The organism is Luteithermobacter gelatinilyticus (assembly GCF_005849285.1).
GTDB lineage: Bacteria > Pseudomonadota > Alphaproteobacteria > Sphingomonadales > Emcibacteraceae > Luteithermobacter > Luteithermobacter gelatinilyticus.
Map to the genome: position 1 here is coordinate 1,548,832 of NZ_CP040517.1, position 19,516 is coordinate 1,568,347.

General features: G+C 52.0%; 14 protein-coding genes and 1 pseudogene. 7 read left to right on the top strand and 8 right to left on the bottom strand.

Annotation, left to right across the window (positions count from 1 at the left end; all coding sequences use genetic code 11):
* Positions 1-75 precede the first annotated feature (75 nt).
* Complete coding sequence (locus FE788_RS14080) at positions 76-456, top strand: hypothetical protein (RefSeq protein ID WP_168190312.1); 381 nt, start codon at positions 76-78, stop codon at positions 454-456.
* 21 nt (positions 457-477) lie between these two features.
* Here the strand turns inward: FE788_RS14080 and FE788_RS07030 are convergent, their stop codons facing one another.
* Positions 478-4,146, bottom strand: coding sequence for a vitamin B12-dependent ribonucleotide reductase (locus tag FE788_RS07030; RefSeq protein ID WP_138379962.1), 3,669 nt, complete (start codon positions 4,144-4,146; stop codon positions 478-480).
* Between the two features lie 357 nt (positions 4,147-4,503).
* On the opposite strand from FE788_RS07030, the gene FE788_RS07035 reads away from it, so the two are divergent.
* From FE788_RS07035 to FE788_RS07045, 3 genes are read left to right on the top strand one after another with little or no spacing between them, the layout of a single operon-like run.
* The gene (locus tag FE788_RS07035) at positions 4,504-4,887 is read left to right on the top strand and encodes an NADH:ubiquinone oxidoreductase subunit NDUFA12 (RefSeq protein ID WP_138379963.1); all 384 of its coding nucleotides are present in this window, start codon (positions 4,504-4,506) and stop codon (positions 4,885-4,887) included.
* 38 nt (positions 4,888-4,925) lie between these two features.
* Positions 4,926-5,369, top strand: a complete 444-nt coding sequence (gene mlaD / locus FE788_RS07040) for an outer membrane lipid asymmetry maintenance protein MlaD (RefSeq protein ID WP_138379964.1) — start codon at positions 4,926-4,928, stop codon at positions 5,367-5,369.
* Positions 5,362-5,823 (top strand): DUF2155 domain-containing protein, encoded by a 462-nt coding sequence (locus tag FE788_RS07045; RefSeq protein ID WP_210414187.1) that lies wholly within the window; start codon positions 5,362-5,364, stop codon positions 5,821-5,823. The genes mlaD and FE788_RS07045 overlap by 8 nt, the downstream gene beginning before the upstream one ends.
* Here the strand turns inward: FE788_RS07045 and aat are convergent.
* From aat to aroQ, 4 genes are read right to left on the bottom strand one after another with little or no spacing between them, the layout of a single operon-like run.
* The gene (gene aat / locus FE788_RS07050; RefSeq protein ID WP_138379965.1) at positions 5,760-6,416 is read right to left on the bottom strand and encodes a leucyl/phenylalanyl-tRNA--protein transferase; all 657 of its coding nucleotides are present in this window, start codon (positions 6,414-6,416) and stop codon (positions 5,760-5,762) included. The genes FE788_RS07045 and aat overlap by 64 nt on opposite strands.
* Positions 6,413-7,759, bottom strand: a complete 1,347-nt coding sequence (accC, locus tag FE788_RS07055; RefSeq protein WP_138379966.1) for an acetyl-CoA carboxylase biotin carboxylase subunit — start codon at positions 7,757-7,759, stop codon at positions 6,413-6,415. The genes aat and accC overlap by 4 nt, the downstream gene beginning before the upstream one ends.
* A 13-nt stretch (positions 7,760-7,772) precedes the next feature.
* Entirely contained in the window at positions 7,773-8,231 is a 459-nt protein-coding gene (accB, locus tag FE788_RS07060) for an acetyl-CoA carboxylase biotin carboxyl carrier protein (protein ID WP_210414188.1), read from the bottom strand.
* Positions 8,232-8,260: 29 nt separating this feature from the next.
* Positions 8,261-8,719, bottom strand: a complete 459-nt coding sequence (gene aroQ / locus FE788_RS07065) for a type II 3-dehydroquinate dehydratase (protein WP_138379967.1) — start codon at positions 8,717-8,719, stop codon at positions 8,261-8,263.
* A 219-nt stretch (positions 8,720-8,938) separates the two neighbouring features.
* Here aroQ and thiS point away from each other — a divergent pair.
* A pseudogene (gene thiS, locus FE788_RS07075) lies at positions 8,939-9,911 on the top strand (sulfur carrier protein ThiS).
* A gap of 141 nt (positions 9,912-10,052) precedes the next feature.
* On the opposite strand, the gene FE788_RS07080 reads toward thiS, so the two are convergent.
* From FE788_RS07080 to FE788_RS07090, 3 genes are all read right to left on the bottom strand, one after another.
* The gene (locus tag FE788_RS07080; protein WP_138379970.1) at positions 10,053-10,820 is read right to left on the bottom strand and encodes a DsbA family protein; all 768 of its coding nucleotides are present in this window, start codon (positions 10,818-10,820) and stop codon (positions 10,053-10,055) included.
* 72 nt (positions 10,821-10,892) lie between these two features.
* Complete coding sequence (locus FE788_RS07085) at positions 10,893-12,344, bottom strand: M48 family metalloprotease (RefSeq protein WP_138379971.1); 1,452 nt, start codon at positions 12,342-12,344, stop codon at positions 10,893-10,895.
* 169 nt (positions 12,345-12,513) lie between these two features.
* Positions 12,514-15,081, bottom strand: coding sequence for an Rne/Rng family ribonuclease (locus FE788_RS07090; RefSeq protein ID WP_138379972.1), 2,568 nt, complete (start codon positions 15,079-15,081; stop codon positions 12,514-12,516).
* A 591-nt stretch (positions 15,082-15,672) separates the two neighbouring features.
* Here FE788_RS07090 and FE788_RS07095 point away from each other — a divergent pair.
* Both FE788_RS07095 and FE788_RS07100 read left to right on the top strand, forming a co-directional pair.
* The gene (locus FE788_RS07095) at positions 15,673-16,836 is read left to right on the top strand and encodes an N-acetylmuramoyl-L-alanine amidase (RefSeq protein WP_210414189.1); all 1,164 of its coding nucleotides are present in this window, start codon (positions 15,673-15,675) and stop codon (positions 16,834-16,836) included.
* Between the two features lie 185 nt (positions 16,837-17,021).
* Positions 17,022-19,421: a penicillin-binding protein 1A gene (locus FE788_RS07100; protein ID WP_210414190.1), complete on the top strand. Its 2,400-nt coding sequence runs from the start codon at positions 17,022-17,024 to the stop codon at positions 19,419-19,421.
* Positions 19,422-19,516: the final 95 nt, after the last annotated feature.

Here is a 19,516-nt window from a genome sequence, read left to right on the forward strand (position 1 = left end):
TCCTTTGATCGGCAGAAGGCGACAATAAAGTGAACATTCCTGCCCGTCAGGTGTTTTGTACTGCCAATAAAAGTCTTGGGTTTCCTGCGTCCGGCAAACCAGATCCACTTGTTTTTGAAGTTGACCATGGTCCTGCAGCCAAATCAATTCGTCGAGTTTTTTTTCAAGAGGGGTATTTTCGCGGTAACTGAGGATCTTGAGAAGTTCATCATTACAGCAAGAGAAACAGAAATTTCTCTTATTCGCGCAAAGTGTAAGTTCCGCTACGCCATCAGCCAGGCGCCGTTTATTGAAACCGGCATTGTCTCTGACTTTGAAACGCGGCTTGTGATCCCTGAAAAGAAATGGCGCAGCAATCTTGTGCAGCATGCCTGTAGTTTCACCCCATCACAATACGAAGGAAGTTGTATTTGTTATCTTCGCCCCCATAAAGGACAGGGTGAACCCATTCGGTAAATATTTAGTAAAAATCTGTAATTACGAACATCCGCTTGTCGATCCGCAGGTATCGCATTTCAGACATGTACCGTTTCTGACCATGGTGAAGTTTCCGCATTCACCGCAGGCATCACCTTCATATCCTTTCATGCGGGCCTGAACGATCCTGTCGGTGACACTTTCCGTTACCCTTTGGGTGGTGGTCTGCACGACACCGGCATTGACCGCTGTGGTGGTGGTTTCCACGCTTACAGAAGCACTTATAGGGTCGCTTGCGGCCTGTTCACTGGCCTGTCCCTTGGTTTTCGTATTTAACACATACAGATTGCTTTTACGCACATAACCGGTGCTGGCCAGTTCCATCATGCGGTCAAGGTTTTTCCCCGATGCTTCGGCAGAAAACGCCGGTGCAGCGGATGCATCACCGGTGCCAATGGAATCAGGCAGCAGGTCTTCCGGATCCACATGCGCCAAATCATTCCGCCCCAGATAAGAAACGGCCAATTCACGGAAAATATAATCCAGAACAGAGGTGGCCATCTTAATAGCGTCATTGCCAACAACCTGGCCTGACGGTTCAAAACGGGTAAAGGTGAAGGCATCGACATATTCTTCGAGCGGCACCCCATATTGCAGGCCAATGGACAGCGCAATGGCAAAATTGTTCATGAGGCTGCGGAAAGCGGCGCCTTCCTTGTGCATGTCGATAAAGATCTCGCCCAGTCTGCCGTCATCATACTCGCCGGTTCTGAGATAAACTTTATGCCCTCCCACCATGGCTTTCTGGGTATATCCCTTGCGGCGACTGGGCAGTTTTTGCCGTCTGGCTGGTCCTTGCTGTTCGACAATACGTTCGACGATGCGTTCCGCCACAATCCGGGTTTTCTCAGCCTGGGACTTGTCTTCCGCCAGATCGTCTTCCTTGAGCAGGGAAGTATTCAAAGGCTGGCTGAGTTTTGAGCCGTCCCGGTATAGCGCATTGGCCTTCAAGCCCAGCCGCCAGGAGAGCATATAGGCCTTCTTGCAGTCTTCGACAGTTGCCGAGGCCGGCATATTGATGGTTTTCGAAATCGCCCCGGAAATGAACGGCTGGGCCGCCGCCATCATGCGAATATGGCTTTCCGCACTTAAGTAACGTTTGCCGATTTTGCCGCAAGGGTTGGCGCAATCAAAGACCGGCAGATGCTGTTCCTTCAGATGTGGCGCCCCTTCCAGGGTCATGGTGCCGGTACAATACAGATTGGCTTCCTCGATCTGCTTTTTACTGAACCCTAGAGCTTCCAGCATGTTAAAGGACAGATCATTCAGCTGTTCTTCTGAGAAGCCCAGCACATCCCGACAGAAGTCCTTGCCCAGAACCCAGTGATTAAAGGCAAAACTGATATCAAACGCTCCTTTGATATTCTCTTCCAAAATATCCAGCTGTGCTTCGGAGAAACCTTTTTCCTTCAGGCTTTCCGGGTTAATATGCGGGGCGCCATGCAGGGTGCCGTGACCAACCGCATATTTGGCCATTTCATCAATCTGTTTCGGGGTGTACCCCAGTGTTTTCAACGCCTGGGGCACCAGGCGATTGATGATCTTAAAATGTCCGCCGCCCGCGAGCTTTTTGTATTTCACCAGCGCAAAGTCCGGTTCAATGCCGGTTGTGTCGCAATCCATAACCAGGCCGATGGTGCCCGTGGGCGCGATCACCGTGGTCTGAGCGTTGCGATAACCGTGCAGGGTGCCGATTTCCAATGCCTGATCCCAGGCTGCCCCTGCTGCCGTGGCAATTTCAGGGAAGGGGCAATTGACAATATCGAGCGGCACCGGGATGGTCTGTAACTCTTCATAACCATCTGTTTTGCCCCAGGCGGCGCGACGGTGATTGCGGATTACCCGGAGCATAGAATCACTGTTTTTTTCATAGGCTGGGAAACTGCCCAGTTCCCGAGCCATTTCCGCAGAAGTGCGATAGGCCGCTCCGGTCATTAGCGCGGTGATGGCGCCACACAGGGCACGGCCTTCGTCACTGTCATAGGAATAGCCAGAGGCCATGATCAGACCGCCAATATTGGCATATCCAAGACCAAGTGTGCGGAAATCATAGCTGCGCTGGGCAATTTCCTTTGAAGGGAACTGCGCCATCAGCACGGAAATTTCCAGCGCCATGGTCCAAAGACGTACGGCATGTTCAAAAGAGTCCACATCAAAACGTTCCTCGCGCCCGCGGAATTTCATCAAATTGAGTGACGCCAAATTACAGGCCGTATCATCCAGAAACATATATTCGGAACAGGGGTTGGAGGCCCGGATTTCCCCTGATTCGGGGCAAGTGTGCCAATCATTGATGGTGGTATGAAACTGCAATCCCGGATCGGCACATTGCCAGGCCGATAATGCAATATCATCCCACAGCGCCTGCGCCTTGACCGTTTTGGCCACTGAATGGTTGCCCCCCCGGTGAATCAGTGCCCAGTCCCGGTCTTCTTCGACAGCCCGCATAAAATCGTCGGTTACCCGCACAGAGTTGTTGGAGTTCTGCCCGGAAACCGTCATATAGGCTTCAGAATCCCAGTCCGTATCATAGGTTTCAAATTCAATTTCCGTGAAACCTTGTCGGGCGAACTGGATCACCCGCTGGATATAATTTTCCGGTATCATGGCGTTGCGGGCGGCAATAATGGCGGTTTTCAGATGCGGATTTTTATGCGCCTCGTAACGATCCTCTTCGGAGAGGTCTTCCTGCTGGCAGGCGTTCATGACTTCCCTGAGGTGGTTGGCCGTGATTTTGGAGCCAGCCACCAGCGCGGCAACTTTTTGCTCTTCGCGAACTTTCCAGTTGATGAAATCCTCTATATCGGGATGGTCAATATCCACAATCACCATTTTTGCGGCACGCCGGGTAGTGCCGCCGGATTTGATGGCCCCGGCGGCGCGATCGCCGATTTTCAGGAAACTCATCAATCCGGAAGATTTGCCCCCGCCAGACAGAGGTTCGCCTTGCCCACGAATGTTTGAAAAGTTGCTGCCCGTGCCGGACCCGTATTTAAACAGACGCGCTTCACGTGTCCAAAGATCCATAATCCCGCCTTCATTAACCAGATCATCTTCGACGCTCTGGATAAAGCAGGCATGGGGTTGCGGGTGTTCGTAAGCACTCCTGGAGCGGGTTAATTTGCCTGTCTGATAGTCCACATAATAATGTCCCTGAGCCGGACCGTCGATGCCATATGCCCAATGAAGACCGGTATTAAACCATTGAGGAGAATTGGGGGCGCACATTTGTGTAGCCAGCATGTAGCGCATTTCATCAAAAAATGCCCGGGCATCCGATTCTTCCGTGAAATATCCCCCTTTCCAGCCCCAGTAGGTCCAGGTGCCGGCCAGGCGGTCAAACACCTGCTTGGCGCTGCGTTCCGGGCCATATCTTTTCTCTGCGGGCAACGCTTCAAGAGCTTCCTTATCCGCTTCATGCCGCCATAGCCAGCTGGGTACATCGGGCTCCTCAACCGCCTTCAAACAGGACGGCACACCGGCTTTGCGGAAATATTTCTGGGCAATGATATCGGTGGCCACCTGACTCCAGTCCGCCGGCACCTCAATATCTTTCAGCTCGAAGACGATACTGCCATCCGGATTGCGGATTTCGCTATTGGCAGAACGAAAGTCAAGCCCATGATAGGGAGACTGATCTGGTGAAGTAAAACGACGGTTGATTCTCATTCCTGTTCCCCGGAGTCTAGACAATGAAACTTCTGTAACGATGAAACGTCTCTAATTGTGACTTTTCGATGATGATTTCGAGACAAAAGTCTAACCAAGTTCGGTTCCGAATAACAGATTTTTTTCTTATATATTGTGGTTGACGGAAGTTTTGTTTCTATATCTTGTGTCTCGCGAGTCGGAGCACCAAAAGCGTTCCGCCCTTGGTATACGCTGCATCCAGGGGATTGGACCGGAGGCCATAAACATGGGCAGAACAGCAGCCAAGGAGACCGAACAGGACCGTTTTATGGTTGTTCTGTTTGCTTTGTCGCGGTATAGAAGGACAAATCCGGCAGTAGAGTGGAAATTAAGGACATGATATCCCTATTCAAACGTATTTTTACCTGGTGGAATGACAGCACCATTGGCACCATGCTTTTTACCAAAAGAAAAGGCGTCAAGGTTGGAGAGGACAATCAGGGTAATATTTATTACCGGGAAAAAGACGGCGACAAACGCTGGGTCATTTACAAGGGAGAAGTTGAGGCTTCCCGAATTCCGCCTGAATGGCATGCCTGGTTGCATTATACGATTGATGAAACCCCTGTGGAAAATCCGCCGCGGGTCAAGCCTTGGGAAAAAGAACATGAGCCCAACCCAACCGGAACGGTCAAAGCATATTTCCCCAAAGGCAGTCTGTACCGGGAAGGCCGCCGGCCGACAAGCAATGGCGATTATGAGGCTTGGACGCCCAATTAAGCCCCGTTTTTTTTAGAGGATTTTCTGGGAGTATACGAATGCGAAATAACCTGGTGGAAACCCTGATGGGGCTTGTGGTCTTGTTTGTGGCCGGAACATTCCTGTATTTCGCTTATACTCACGCCAATATTGCCAACAATGGCGGATATCTTTTAAAGGCCCGCTTTAATAAGGTGGACGGCCTTTCGGTGGGCAGCGATGTTCGTATCAGCGGCATCAAGGTTGGCACAGTGGTGCGTCAGTTCATTGACCCGGAAAGTTATTGGGCGGTAGTGGAGTTCACCGTGGATCCGTCCATTAAACTTCCGGAAGATACCTTCGCCAAGATTACTGCTGAGGGGCTTCTGGGCGGAAATTATCTGGCCCTTGACCCAGGGGGCAGTGATGAATATCTGCGGGATGGTGACGAAATCCTTGATACTCAAGGGTCTGTTGATCTCCTGGGGCTGCTGGATAAATTTGCCGGATCAGACGATGAATGAGCGTCTTGTAAAAAAGACCGGAATTCTTAGTGACCTGATGATCTTGTTCGTTGCTTTGATGCCCTTATGGCCGATCAATGCTCTTAGCCAGCCCGTGAAGGAATCCCCCTCGATTTTTAAGGAAACTAGAACACCGGTGGCGGTTCTGGGCGCGTTGGACAAGATTACCACTCGCCTATCCAGCATAGAAGCCCGGCAAAATGAAGTGGTCCGCTTCGGCACGCTGGAAATTGTCATGCGCTATTGTCGCAGCACGCCGCCGGAAGAAACCCCGGAAAGCGTGGCTTTCCTGGAAATCACTGATGTCGGCAATGACGCGCAGCGCAAAAAAGTGTTTTCCGGCTGGATGTTTGCCTCCAGCCCGGCCGTCTCGCCTTTGGAACATCCGGTTTATGACATTTGGCTGACCAGTTGCAAAATGGTATCCGGGGATACCTCTAAAGGCAGCGAATAGAAATCACCGGCCCTGTTCAGGGCTTCATTCAGACGTTTTCTGTATTCTTGCCGGGGAATTTCGATGGCCCCGAAACGGGCCAGGTGAGGGGTGATGAACTGGGTATCCAGAAGGCTGTATCCGCCATATCGCAACCGGGCGACAAGATAGACAAGTGCGACCTTGCTGGCATCGCTGACCCTGTGAAACATACTCTCCCCGCAAAAGGCCCCACCGATGGACACTCCATAGAGTCCGCCGACCAGAGTTCCCTGCTGCCAGCATTCCACGGAATGGCAGTACCCCATAGCGAACAGGTCTTCATAAAGACAGATGATATGGTCATTGATCCAGGTGTTTTCCCGTTCGCTACCGGGTATGGTTTCGGCACAAGCCCGGATCACCTGAGGGAAGGCGGTGTCTATGCGTATCTCAAAGGGGGATTTGCGAATCTTTTTGGCCAGTTTCGCCGGGACATGAAACCGGTCCAATGGGAAGATCCCCCGCATTTGGGGATCCACCCAATAGATTTCCTCCGCATCGGCCTGTTCGGCCATGGGAAATATGCCCTGACTATAGGCATGGAGAAGAAGTTCTGCGGAAATTTCGGTCATTTATCCATTGTATTCAGGAAATTCTCCAGCCAATGAATGTCATAAGCTCCATTGACGAAATCACTTTCCCGGATCAGGCGCTGATGCAGAGGAATGGTGGTTTTGATCCCGTCAATGACATACTCTTCCAACGCCCGACGCAACCGCATTAGACATTCGTTGCGGGTTTTGCCATGGACGATCAGCTTGGCGATCATGCTGTCGTAATAAGGCGGGATACTATACCCGCTGTATAACGCGGAATCCACCCGGACCCCAAGCCCGCCCGGGGTATGATAATCGCCGATCCGACCGGGAGAGGGGGCAAAGGTAAAGGGATCTTCCGCATTGATGCGGCATTCAATAGCGTGGCCGGAAAAGGAAATATCTTCCTGTTTGAAGGATAGCGGCAAGCCCGCCGCCACCCGGATCTGTTCGCGCACCAGGTCAATACCGGTGATCATTTCCGTCACCGGATGTTCCACCTGCAAACGGGTATTCATTTCGATAAAATAAAATTCCCCGTTCTCATACAGGAATTCAATGGTACCGGCGCCGACATAACCCAGCCCCTGCACAGCCTTGCGCACAACTTCCCCGATTTTTTCCCGTTCACTGGCATTCAGGGCAGGGGACGGGGCCTCCTCCAGGACTTTCTGATGGCGCCGCTGCAGGGAACAGTCCCGTTCCCCGAGATGCACGGCATTGCCATGTTTGTCCGCAATGATCTGTAATTCAATATGCCTTGGCAGAGTGAGGAATTTTTCCAGATACACGGCATCATCACCGAAGGCGGCCCTGGCTTCCTGTTTGGCGGTGCTAACGGCTTTTTGCAGTTCCTGTTCATTGTGGACCACTTTCATACCGCGTCCGCCGCCGCCGGCAGCAGCCTTTACGATCACCGGATAGCCAATATCCTTAGCGATTTTCATGGCTTCTTTGATATCGCGAATTTCGCCATCAGAGCCGGGCACCACGGGAATGCCCAGCTTCTTGACAGTTTCCTTGGCGGAAATCTTATCTCCCATCAGACGGATATGTTCCGCGGACGGTCCGATAAAGACGATGTTATGTTCTTCAACGATTTCCGAAAATTTATCATTTTCGGATAAGAAACCGTATCCGGGATGAATGGCATCCACACCGGTGATTTCAGCTGCGGCAATAATGGCGGGAATATTCAGATAACTTTCCGCCGAAGGCGCCGGACCAATACAGACACTTTCATCCGCCAGACGCACATGCATGGCGTCTTCATCGGCCACGGAATGAACGGCAACGGTATGAATGCCCATTTCCCGGCAGGCGCGATGAATGCGAAGAGCAATTTCGCCCCGGTTGGCAATAAGCACTTTATCAAACATCAGGAAAAGGCCTTTATTCAATGATCACCAGAGGTTCGCCATATTCAACGGGTTGCCCGTTTTCCACCAGAATCTGCGTGACAGTACCGGATTTGGGCGCATGAATATGGTTCATGACTTTCATGGCTTCCACAATCAACAGGGTATCCCCGCTGTTCACCCGGTCTCCCACTTTGATATAGGGATCGGCTCCTGGTTCCGGAGCTACATAGACAGTTCCCACCATGGGCGAAGTGACGGCACCGGGATGGGAACTCAGATCACTGCCGGCGCTGCTCTCAGCTGTGGGGGCGGCGGGCGCAGCAGCAACAGGAGCAGGAGCCACCGGTGCCGCTGCTGCAACAGCGGTTGCGGTGCGGGCTACACGAATTTTTCGTTCGCCGTCCTCAACTTCGATTTCGGTCAGGTCCGTTTCATTAAGCAGTGCTGCCAGATCGCGAATAAGTTCCTGATCGACGTGCATTTTTGACATCTGATGTAAATCCTTCGTTCTTTCTGATCTTATTGTTTTTGTGCGGTTATATCCGCCAGAGCGTCAAGCGCCAACAGATATCCCCGGCTCCCAAAGCCGCAGATTATCCCCCGGGAAGCCGGTGAAATATAAGAATGATGACGAAAATCCTCACGCTTGAAGATATTCGACAGATGAACTTCAATAATGGGCAGATTCACAGCAAGCAATGCATCCATGATGGCAATAGAAGTGTGCGTATAAGCGCCGGCATTAATGATAATGGCCTGTGCGCTCTCGCGCGCCTCGTGAATCCAGTCAATGATTTCGCCTTCTTGATTGCTTTGGCGAAAATCAACCTGCCAGGGTGTTGCGGAAGCATGCGTTTTCAGACGGTGCTCAATATCTTTCAGGCTTTCGCGACCATAAACTTCCGGCTCACGGCTGCCGAGAAGATTCAGATTGGGCCCATTGATGACCATGACAGTCTTCTTTGAGGTATTCGTCATAAAACAGTCCGTTTGTTTTATTTTGCCTGCTGCATTATTGCTGTGATCGTTCTATATAATGCCTTATACCCCGTTTGGAAATAGGAATTGTCTCTGGGGTCATGCCTCTTCTGGGCCGGGACGGTTCAAGGGCGATTGATTTGCCTGAAACCATTTGCGAACTATAGAGGATTGCTTTAATCCTGCATAGTACTTAAGAAGAAAAAGGGACAGACTTTGATTAACATAATCATTAACGGTGACCCCCACAAAGTCGAAGCAAATCAGGATCTTTACTGCCTCTTGGAAAATCTGGGTATTGATCCGTCAAAAGTTGCCGTCGAAAGAAACCTGGAAATCGTTCCCCGCTCCACATATCAGGATGTGATGATCAGGGAAGGGGACAAACTTGAAATTGTGCATTTTATAGGTGGTGGAAAAAGTGTCTGACAGTTTTGTAATTGCCGGCAAGGAATATACCTCCCGTCTGATTGTCGGGACCGGGAAATATCGTGACTTTGAACAAACCGCCGAGGCCGTAACGGCTTCCGGTGCCGAAATCGTTACAGTGGCGGTGCGCAGGGTGAATATCATGGACCCCGGAAAGCCCATGCTGGTGGATTATCTGGATCCCAAAAAGATCACCTATCTGCCCAATACCGCAGGCTGTTTTACGGCAGAAGAAGCCGTTCGTACCCTGCGCCTGGCGCGGGAAGCCGGGGGATGGAAGCTGGTCAAGCTGGAAGTTCTCGGGGATCAGAAAACCCTGTATCCCAATATGCCGGAAACCCTGAAAGCGGCTGAAACGCTTATTGCCGAAGGATTTGATGTGATGGTGTACTGCAATGACGATCCGATCCAGGCCAAGGTGCTGGAAGAGATGGGCTGTTGCGCCATTATGCCGTTGGGTGCGCCCATCGGCTCGGGGCTGGGCATTCAAAACCCGGTGCAGATTCGACTGATTGTGGAACAGGCCAAAGTGCCGGTGCTGGTGGATGCAGGGGTTGGAACAGCGTCTGACGCCGCCGAGGCCATGGAACTGGGCTGTGACGGCGTATTGATGAACACCGCCATCGCCGAGGCCAAGGATCCGGTCCGCATGGCCCGAGCCATGAAGCTTGCGGTGGAAGCCGGTCGGGATGCCTATCTTGCTGGGCGCATGCCGCGCAAAATGTATGCCGATCCGTCCTCGCCGCTTGCAGGCCTGATTTAGAGTGAATTGTGCAGAGGTTGGCTCAATTCACTCTAGGCTTCATCTGCGCTGAGAGCCCCAAGAAGTTGACAAAACATAATGTCCCTCCAGAAAAAGTTCGGGAGGGACATCGCATTTGTTGATATTGCAAGCCTTAATCTGTCAGCGAGAGGCCTTTTGCGGTACGTCCTTGCGCGCCTTGGCGACAGTTTTCTTCAACTCTTCATAAGGCAGGGCTCCTGGAATAATGGTGTTCCCAATAATAAAAGCTGGCGTGCCGGTAATATTCAGCGCCCGGGCCAGGGCAGTATTTTCCTCTATGGAACGGCTGATGGCCGGATCTGTCATATCGACGGCAAGCTTCTGCTCATCAAGGCCTACATTACGCGCGATGGAAAAAATAAGCTCTTCATCCAGCGGCTTGCGGTTTTTCATCAGAGCCTTATGGAATTCTTCATATTTTCCCTGTCGGATTGCCGCCAGTGACGCCTTGGCCGCCGTTACCGAGGATTCCGCCAGAATGGGAAATTCCTTATAGATGATGCGCAGGCCCTTATCCTCTTTCAGCAACCGGTTCACTGTGGACATCGCCTTCTTGCAATAACTACAGTTGTAATCAAAAAATTCGATAATGGTGAGATCCCCATTGGGGTTGCCGCCCACATAGCTGATCCCATCATTATAAAGCGGTTCGTGGTACTGGGCCAGAACGTGAGCGATCTGACGGGAACGCAAAATGTCAATCGCTTCCGGAATGATTTCCGGATTTTCCAGGATATACTGTCGCACGACGTCACGAATTTGTTCTTTTTGCACGTCCGTAAAACCAGATGTGTCCGCTTGGGCTTCTGCCGGCTTTAATGACAGTCCGATGGTTAAAACCACACAGATTGGCAGGAAAACCGTCAAAAATATTCTTGTATGTTTCATCAAAGTTCCCTGAATTTAGGATCGTTTATCGGGCCGCCCTGCTGGGGACGGCCGTTTGGTGTATAGTTATGTTCAATTGCCCCGATTCTTGCCTGCTTTATCTTTGCCTTGGCCGTCTTTTTCATCCGGCAGAGGCGGCAGATCCTTGCCCCGGCCCTGGGCTTCCAGATTGGCGCGCGTAACGAAAAGAATATCCTGGGCCCGAAGCCATTGCGGCGTATTTTTCGGCAACAAGTCCACGGCGTGTTTGGCATTGACCATAGCGCCGCGAATATTGCCACTCAACAGAAATCGTTCGGCAGTGGCATAGCGGGTCATGGCATCATTGCCCATACGATGATAGGCCACGGAAGCCTGATGCCAGGCAAAGGCATTGTTCGGGTCGCGCGACAGGGCGTATTCCAGGCTTTCTATGGCTTCCGGCAGATAATCATTATTTTCCGTCGCAATCAGAGCCTGGGCAAAGGCTACGCGGATCAAAGGCTCTTCCGGTAAATTTTTCACAGCCATGCGATAGGCAGGAATGGCTTCTTCAATTCGCCCGTTTTCAAACAGAATTTGGCCCTTTGTTTCATAAAAATAGGGGTCCTGCGGCGCTGAGGCGATCAGGGCGTCGACTTCCTGCAGCGCTTTTTCCACCTGATGCATCTTGTGATAAGCAAAGGTTCGGGCGTACCGCGCATAAAGGCTTTGATCCTCTGGTGGATATTTGTTCAACGTCGCATACCCCGGCTTCAGATACCCGTATAATTTGGCCTGAAGGCGCTTGAACTCAGTCTCGATTGTTGGGTCAGGTGCTTTCCCGTAATAAGGCGACGTGGTGACGCGTTGCCTGAGCCGGGCAACTCGTTCAACGCTGACCGGGTGAGTCCGAGCATAGGGATCCTGCTGATAGGAACTCAACAGTTCCTGATCACCAAGATGATCGAGAAAATCAATCAGGCCTTCTCCGCTTTGTTCGGTTTTTTCAAGAAGTGTCAGTCCCGCTTGGTCGGCGGCAGATTCTTGGGTGCGGCTGTATTTCAGGAAGGTCCGGGTTCCGAGGTGCTGTCCGCCCATCATCAGCGCCATGCCCGCATCCCCCGACCCTGCGGCAATAGCCGCTGCCCCGAGAATGGCTCCGAGAAGCGTCATGGCCGTCGCCCCCTTAAGGCCATCCGTAAATCGGGTCAGGTGCCCCCCGGTGATATGCCCGGTTTCATGGGCCAGAACACCGATTACCTGATTGGAATTTTCGGCCGCAATCAGCAGTCCGGAGTGAATAAAAATATTCTGTCCGCCGGCCACGAAGGCATTCAGGGTGTTATCGTTAATGAGATAGGTCCTGACAGAACCTGGATCCAGTTCCGCTGCAACAAACAAGGGTTCCGCCATATTGCGAATATATTTTTCGATTTCCGCATCCCGTAAAATTGCCAGACCGCCACGTCTTTGCGCATGGGCCATGGGGCTCATCACGAAAGACAAAACAAGCAGAACGCTCAGAATTCTGTAAAACCCGCCAGGGCGATGAAAAAAGCTCATGACGTCAGATTATTTTCCACCTTTCGCAGCGTCAAATGAAAAGCCTGATTTCTCAGAATAAAGGACTTTCCTGTATGCCGGATGAACAACATCCTTGTCGGAAATCTTATGTAAAAAAATAAGGCCCGAAAATGTCCGGGCCTTATATTTAAGAGAAAAACCGTTTCTTTCAATCACCAAAGGCGCGCTGCCACCATCCTTTTTTACCAGAACCGGACTTTTTCTTGTCTTCTTTGGTATCCTTACCCACTTCGATGACATTGACATAAGGAGACGGAGTTGGGGAAGGTGTCTCGGCTTCGGCTCCTTCTGCCGCAGGTGAGGGGGCATCGACCTGTTCTTTCTCCTTATCCCGTTCGCGTTCACTTTGGTCGGCGTCCTTTTCGGGTGCCGCCATCGGCTGTTGCTCTGCCCCCTTCTCTTCAGAAGGCGCATTTGCAATAGCCGCCTCCTGAGAGTCAGGTTCAGTGCTTTTGGCCGCTGTCTTTGTGCGACGGGGACGGCGGCGGCGTTTGGGTTTTTCCTCTTCTGCCGGTTTTGTTTCTTCGGCTTTTTCCGTTTCTTCCACAGTTGGGGCTTCTGCCAGAGCCGTTTTTTCGGCCCCCGTATCCTCTCCCCCTTCTTCTATCTGCGGTTTTTCCTCACTCACCTCGGCCTTTTTCCGGGCGCGGGAAGAACGACGGCGGGACCGTTTCTCGCTTTTAGGGGCAGTATCCTCCTGAACGGTTTCCTCAGAGGTCACCTCCGCTGAAGCGGTTTCCGGATCGCTGATTTTTTCTTTCTCAGCTGAAGTCTCGTCCTGAGCCGGCTGTTCCTGAGTTTCCTTCATCTCGACGGCAGCAGCTTTATCCTTACGGCTCCGTCTGCGGGAACGCCGCTTGCGACGGCGTTTGGGTTGCTGGTCGCCTTCTTCTTCACTGCGGCTTACATCCTCTTCACTCACATCCGCCAGAGTAGGTGTGGGCACCGCAGCTCCAAGCTGCAGGGAGTTCCGCGCTTCGGTCTTCATGGCGCCGCCATCTGTGCGTTCCAGACGATAGCCATTTTCTGTCAGACTTTCGTCAATGGAAATTCCGATGGAGAAGCCATAGCGGTTTTCCAGTTCAAGAAGTTGCTGGCGTTTATTATTCAGAAGGTAGATGGCCACATCGGCCGGCAGATAAACCACAATACTGCTGCTGCGGTTGCGGATCCCTTCTTCTTCGATAACCCGGATGATATGCAACGCCTGGGAATCAACGGAACGAATGGTGCCAATGCCTTCACAATGGGGGCAAACGCGGGTGCTGGATTCAAGAACACCGGGCCGCAGACGCTGCCGGGACATTTCCATCAGCCCAAAGCTGCTGATCCGACCGACCTGAATGCGGGCGCGATCGGCTTTCAGGCATTCTTTCATTTTCCGTTCCACAGCACGGATATTGCCACGGTCCTCCATATCAATGAAGTCGATGACAATCAGCCCGGCCATATCCCTGAGGCGCAGCTGTCGGGCAATTTCTTCGGCTGCTTCCAGATTGGTCTTGGTCGCCGTTTCCTCGATATTGTGTTCTTTGGTGGCCTTGCCGGAGTTCACATCAATGGAAACCAGCGCCTCCGTAGGATTAATGACAATATACCCACCCGACCTAAGCTGGACAGTGGGGTTATACATGGAGTCCAGATGGTTCTCCACCTGGAAGCGCTGAAACAACGGGATTGTATCCTGATAATGCTTGACCTTCTTGGCATGGCTTGGCATCAGGAGTTTCATAAAATCCTTTGCCGTTCTGTAGCCGTTTTCCCCTTCCACCAGCACTTCGTCGATCTCACGGGTATAGAGGTCACGGATACTGCGCTTGATTAGGTTACCTTCTTCATAAATCAGCGCCGGGGCGATGGACTTCAGGGTCAGATCCCTGATCCCTTGCCACATCCGATTCAGATAATCATAATCGCGCTTGATTTCCAGCTTGGTCCGGTTGTATCCGGCTGTACGAATAATACACGCCATGCCTTCGGGCATATTGAGTTCAGCCAGCAGGGTTTTCAGACGCTTGCGGTCCTTGGCGCTGGAAATCTTCCGACTCACGCCGCCGCCATGGAGCGTATTGGGCATCAAAACACAATACCGCCCAGGCAAAGACAAATAAGTGGTCAGCGCCGCCCCCTTGTTGCCCCGTTCTTCTTTGACCACCTGAACCAGGATTACTTGACGTTTTTTGATAACTTCCTGGATTTTGTATTTGCGTCGCAGCCGCCGCGCCATTTGCAGGCGGATCCGGGCTTCTTCTTCTTCGTCATCTTCGTGTAGGGATTCGACGATTTCGGCCTCGTCCGGGTCCGCGCCGTTTTCATCGTTTTCCGTATCCTCGGAAATGGTTTTGGCGCCATCGGAGTCTAATGCCGCGCCAGTGTCACCAGCAGGCGTTTCCGTGTCCGCCACATCCTGCTCAAGGATATCGGCGTTGGCTTCCGATTCTTCGGCGATCAGGGCCTGTCGGTCTGCGACCGGAATCTGGTAATAGTCAGGGTGAATTTCGCTAAATGCCAGAAAACCGTGACGATTGCCGCCATAATCAACAAAAGCGGCCTGCAGTGACGGCTCAACCCGGGTTACCTTGGCAAGATAGATGTTTCCTTTAAGGGGTTTGCGAGCGGCGGACTCATAATCGAACTCCTCCACTCGGTTTCCACGAACGATGGCCACACGGGTCTCTTCTTCGTGTGATGCATCGATTAACATACGTATCGGCATTAAAATGTACTCCATCGCAAAGACCGCTCAAGCTTGGCTGAAACAAGGGGTTCCGCAAGCGTGCTGGTCTTGTGCTGTTATATTTTTGATTGGGAAAAACTGTGTCCACAGCATACCCCGGCCAGTGGAGCCCGGAGAACAGGGAGAGGGGCCTTAATGATGTAAAAGAGGCCTGCTGTTCCCTGTCGTTTCTGTGTCTGTGTACACTAAAAATCATGTGTTCTTAACTGTGTTATGTTTTATTAAAACATTGTTGTCCCGCACTCGGCGGTCTGTCATGCCGACAGCGCCGTTAAGGAATACAGTCACCTGAAATTCCTCTTTGGCGGGAACATATCATGTCATTTGGCAGCGTTCCCAGAATGTTCAATGACATCTACAGGAGTCCCAAATTGACATGGTTTAACATAATCCTCACTTTCGCCCTATACAATAGGGAATATTTAAAACGACGAAAAAACTTTAGACCAACGGCATTTTATATTAAAACTAACAGTCAGAATGGACCAACATCACATTAAGTATCGGGCAGAAAATGCGTTTTTACAGAATGAAGATTCTGGTTTTGCTAATCCTGGCGCATCTGGGGGGGTGACAGGGTTTTCTGCACCGGCGCAGGCCGCCATTCCCGAAGTGACAGAAGCGCGGATCGGAAGCAACCAGACCCGCACCCGTTTTGTTCTCGAACTGACTGGTAAAGTTGGATTTTCCATATTTACGCTGGCAGATCCCAACCGGGTGGTTGTTGATCTTGATGAGGTGGACTGGAAAATCGGCCCGGGGGGAAACGAAGGGGAAGGGCTGATCGACCGGTATCGTTATGGCCTGTTCAAACCCGGCACCTCGCGTATTGTGCTTGACGTTACCGCCCCGGTTAAGGTGGACAAAGCCTTTATCCTGCCGCCCAAAGGTAAATATCCGCACCGCCTGGTCATTGATTTGAAAAAAACCAGTGTAAAAAATTTTGTTGCCGGAGTGAGGAAACCTACGCCCATCAAAAAGACAGTGGCCACACGCCCACCCGAAGACATTGTGGATGATATCCGCGCCCAGCGCCAAAAAAAGCTGATTGTGATTGACCCCGGCCATGGTGGACACGACCCCGGCAATTTGGGTATTCCCGGCAAAACCAAATACCCGGAAAAGACTGTAACTCTTTTTGCCGCCCAGGCCCTAAAAAGAGAATTGGAAAGAACCGGGCGCTATGAGGTGATCCTGACCCGGGATCGGGATATTTTCCTCAATCTGCGGGCCCGCCCCAGGATCGCCCATGTCCATCAGGCCGATCTGTTTATTTCCATCCATGCCGATGCCATTAAGGATAGGCGAGTGAGGGGGGCGACGGTTTATACGTTGTCGGAAAAAGCCTCAGACCGCGAGGCCGCTGCCCTAGCTCGACGGGAAAACAAATCGGATATTATCGCGGGCATCGACCTGGAGGCCGAAACCGATGAGGTGCAAACCATTCTGATTGATCTTCTGCAACGGGAAACCATGAATTTGTCAAGTCGTCTGGCCGCAGAAATCGTACCCCAGTTAAAACGCGTGGTCACCGTGCGCACCCGCCCGCACCGCACCGCCAATCTGGCAGTTCTCAAGGGGCTGGATGTGCCTTCCGTCTTGATCGAACTGGGCTATCTCACCAATGAAACGGACGCCCGTCTGCTGATGCAGAAGGAAACGCAACAAAATATCGCTCGGTCTTTGGTGCGGGCCATTGACCGTTATTTTCAGAAAAACTTTGTTGCTTATTAGACTGTGTCCTATACTTTGCCAGAGGCGAACAATCTGGTAAGTTCCCGGCCAAAGGGGGAGTTAAAATCATATTGGCCATAATGGCCATAGAGCTGACATATTCGCGAATTAGGGTCAACTCAGGATTTGAACCGGGTGATTTATTTAGAGCCTGGTGATGATGCATAGGATTATGCTTGACTAGTATGTTAAAAAGCAAAAAATTCTGGATCAACCTGCTTGGGGCTACGACGGCTTTGATTCTTCTGGGATCAATTCTGGCCGCGGGGATCGGGATATATATTCTGACGACCTATGGACGGGAATTGCCGGATTACCATCAGCTGGCCGATTATGAGCCGCCGGTCGTGAGCCGCATTTATGCCGGCGATGGAAGTTTGCTTGCCGAATATGCCCGCCAGAAACGTCTGTTTGTGCCGATTTCTGCTATTCCCCCCAAACTGATCCAGGCTTATTTGTCTGCCGAGGATAAAAATTTCTATACCCATGGCGGTATAGATTATCTCGGGCTGATGCGGGCCGTTCTGGTTAACATCAAAAACAGCCTGTCTGATCGCCGACCTGTGGGCGCCTCTACCATCACCCAACAGGTGGCCAAAAACTTCCTGCTATCGGGAGTGATCAGTTATGAGCGCAAGATCAAGGAGGCCATCCTTGCCTATCGTATCGAGCGCGCTTTCAGCAAAGACAAAATTCTCGAACTTTATCTAAACGAAATTTACCTGGGTGCAGGATCATATGGGGTGGCCGCCGCCAGTCTGTATTATTTCAACAAGGCGCTGGATGAATTGGCGCTTGAGGAAATGGCATATCTGGCGGCCTTGCCCAAAGCCCCCAACAATTACCACCCGGTACGCAATTATGAGGCGGCTGTGGGGCGGCGCAACTGGGTGCTAAACCGAATGGCCGAAGAGGGATACATCACAGAAGAGGAAGCCAGGGCGGCCAAAGCCAAGCCTCTGGTTATTCAAAAGCCGCAAAAAACTAACATTTTCAAGGCGGAATATTTTACTGAAGAAGTCAGGCGCGAACTGAAAAGTCTTTATGGGGACAAGGAACTGTATGGCGGCGGACTGTTTGTGCGCACCACGCTTTCCCCCCGTCTTCAGGCCATTGCCGAACGTGAACTGAAAAAGGGCCTCATCGCTTATGATCGTCGTCACGGGTATAAAGGCCCCCTGCGGCGTCTTGGCGCCTCCGACGATTGGCTGGCGGAACTAAACAAAATGGAGGTGTCCCTGGGGATGGACAGCTGGCAGCTTGCGGTGGTCCGTGAGGTCACGAAGACCGAGGCGTCTATCCTGACCCGGGACGGCACTTTGGGCGTAATCCCCCTGGAAGAAGTCAAATGGGCTCGCCGGTGGCTGAAAGGCGAATATCTCGGCCCGAAAATCAAGGCCGTGACCGAAGTTTTGACGCCCGGTGATGTGATTATTGTGGAACCGGTCCGTTCCGATGCCGGGAGAGATAAAAAAGACGAAAATGCGCCCTTCGGGACTTATGGTTTGCGGCAGATTCCCGAAATCAACGGCGCCATTGTAGCCATGGACCCCCACACCGGACGAGTGCTCGCCATGTCAGGCGGTTTTGATTATCGCCTGAGTGAATATAACCGCGCCACACAGGCCATGCGCCAGCCGGGTAGTGCCTTCAAACCGTTTGTTTATGCTGTTGCTCTGGACAAAGGGTTCACGCCCTCAAGCCTGATCCTGGATGCCCCCTTTGTGATGGAGCAGGGCCATGGGCTTGGCAAATGGAAACCCAAAAATTCCAGCGATAAATTTTATGGCCCGAGCACCCTGCGGCTGGGGCTTGAAAAATCCCGCAACCTGATGACCGTGCGCCTGGCCCAATACATCAAAATGGACGGCATCGTGGACATTGCCAGCCGCATGGGCATTAATCCGCGCTTAAAACCCATGCTGTCCATGGCACTGGGCGCAGGGGAGACAACATTGATGCGTCTTACCGCGGCCTACGGCATGATTGTCAATGGTGGCAAGAAAATCACCCCGACCCTGATTGACAAAATTCAGGATCGTTGGGGAGAAACCATTTTCCGGCATGATCAGCGCCCGTGTCCCAACTGCCTCGCCCAGGAATGGCGCTGGCAGGAAGAACCCAAGCTGCCGGACCAGCGCAAACGTGTTCTGGATGAAGTGACCGCTTATCAACTTGTTTCCATGCTGGAAGGAGTGGTACAGCGGGGCACCGGGATACGGATCCGGGCCCTGGGCCGTCCGCTGGCGGGAAAAACCGGCACATCGAATGACAGTTTCGATGCCTGGTTTATCGGATTTTCCCCGGACCTGGTCGTGGGGGTCTTTGCCGGTTTTGATACACCACGCTCCCTGGGGCGGGGTGAAGAAGGGTCCAGCATTGCCGTACCTATTTTCCGGGATTTCATGAAAGCCGCGCTTCAGGACGCTCCCCCCATTCCGTTCCGCGTCCCCCCGGGGTACGGCTGGTCCGCGTCAACCCCAAAACCGGACTTTTGGCTCAGGCCGGGGAAAAGAATACAATCCTCGAAGCTTTCCGACAGGGGACTTTTCCCACAAAAAATGCAGAAGTTCTTGACGGATTAAATTCTCTGGTGCAAACAAAGACAAAAATCACCACCGGGACCGGTGGGATTTACTAACTCTTTGAAATATAAGACCTATAGACGTAGTAGTTAAAA

Bases quoted from the DNA above. Each gene is read 5' to 3' on its own strand.
- FE788_RS07035 (WP_138379963.1), top strand. From the start codon at position 4,504: ATGATATCCCTATTCAAACGTATTTTTACCTGGTGGAATGACAGCACC.
- FE788_RS07080 (WP_138379970.1), bottom strand. From the start codon at position 10,820: ATGAAACATACAAGAATATTTTTGACGGTTTTCCTGCCAATCTGTGTG.
- FE788_RS07045 (WP_210414187.1), top strand. From the start codon at position 5,362: ATGAATGAGCGTCTTGTAAAAAAGACCGGAATTCTTAGTGACCTGATG.
- accB (WP_210414188.1), bottom strand. From the start codon at position 8,231: ATGTCAAAAATGCACGTCGATCAGGAACTTATTCGCGATCTGGCAGCA.
- mlaD (WP_138379964.1), top strand. From the start codon at position 4,926: ATGCGAAATAACCTGGTGGAAACCCTGATGGGGCTTGTGGTCTTGTTT.
- FE788_RS07030 (WP_138379962.1), bottom strand. From the start codon at position 4,146: ATGAGAATCAACCGTCGTTTTACTTCACCAGATCAGTCTCCCTATCAT.
- aat (WP_138379965.1), bottom strand. From the start codon at position 6,416: ATGACCGAAATTTCCGCAGAACTTCTTCTCCATGCCTATAGTCAGGGC.
- FE788_RS07090 (WP_138379972.1), bottom strand. From the start codon at position 15,081: ATGCCGATACGTATGTTAATCGATGCATCACACGAAGAAGAGACCCGT.
- accC (WP_138379966.1), bottom strand. From the start codon at position 7,759: ATGTTTGATAAAGTGCTTATTGCCAACCGGGGCGAAATTGCTCTTCGC.
- aroQ (WP_138379967.1), bottom strand. From the start codon at position 8,719: ATGACGAATACCTCAAAGAAGACTGTCATGGTCATCAATGGGCCCAAT.
- FE788_RS07100 (WP_210414190.1), top strand. From the start codon at position 17,022: ATGTTAAAAAGCAAAAAATTCTGGATCAACCTGCTTGGGGCTACGACG.
- FE788_RS07085 (WP_138379971.1), bottom strand. From the start codon at position 12,344: ATGAGCTTTTTTCATCGCCCTGGCGGGTTTTACAGAATTCTGAGCGTT.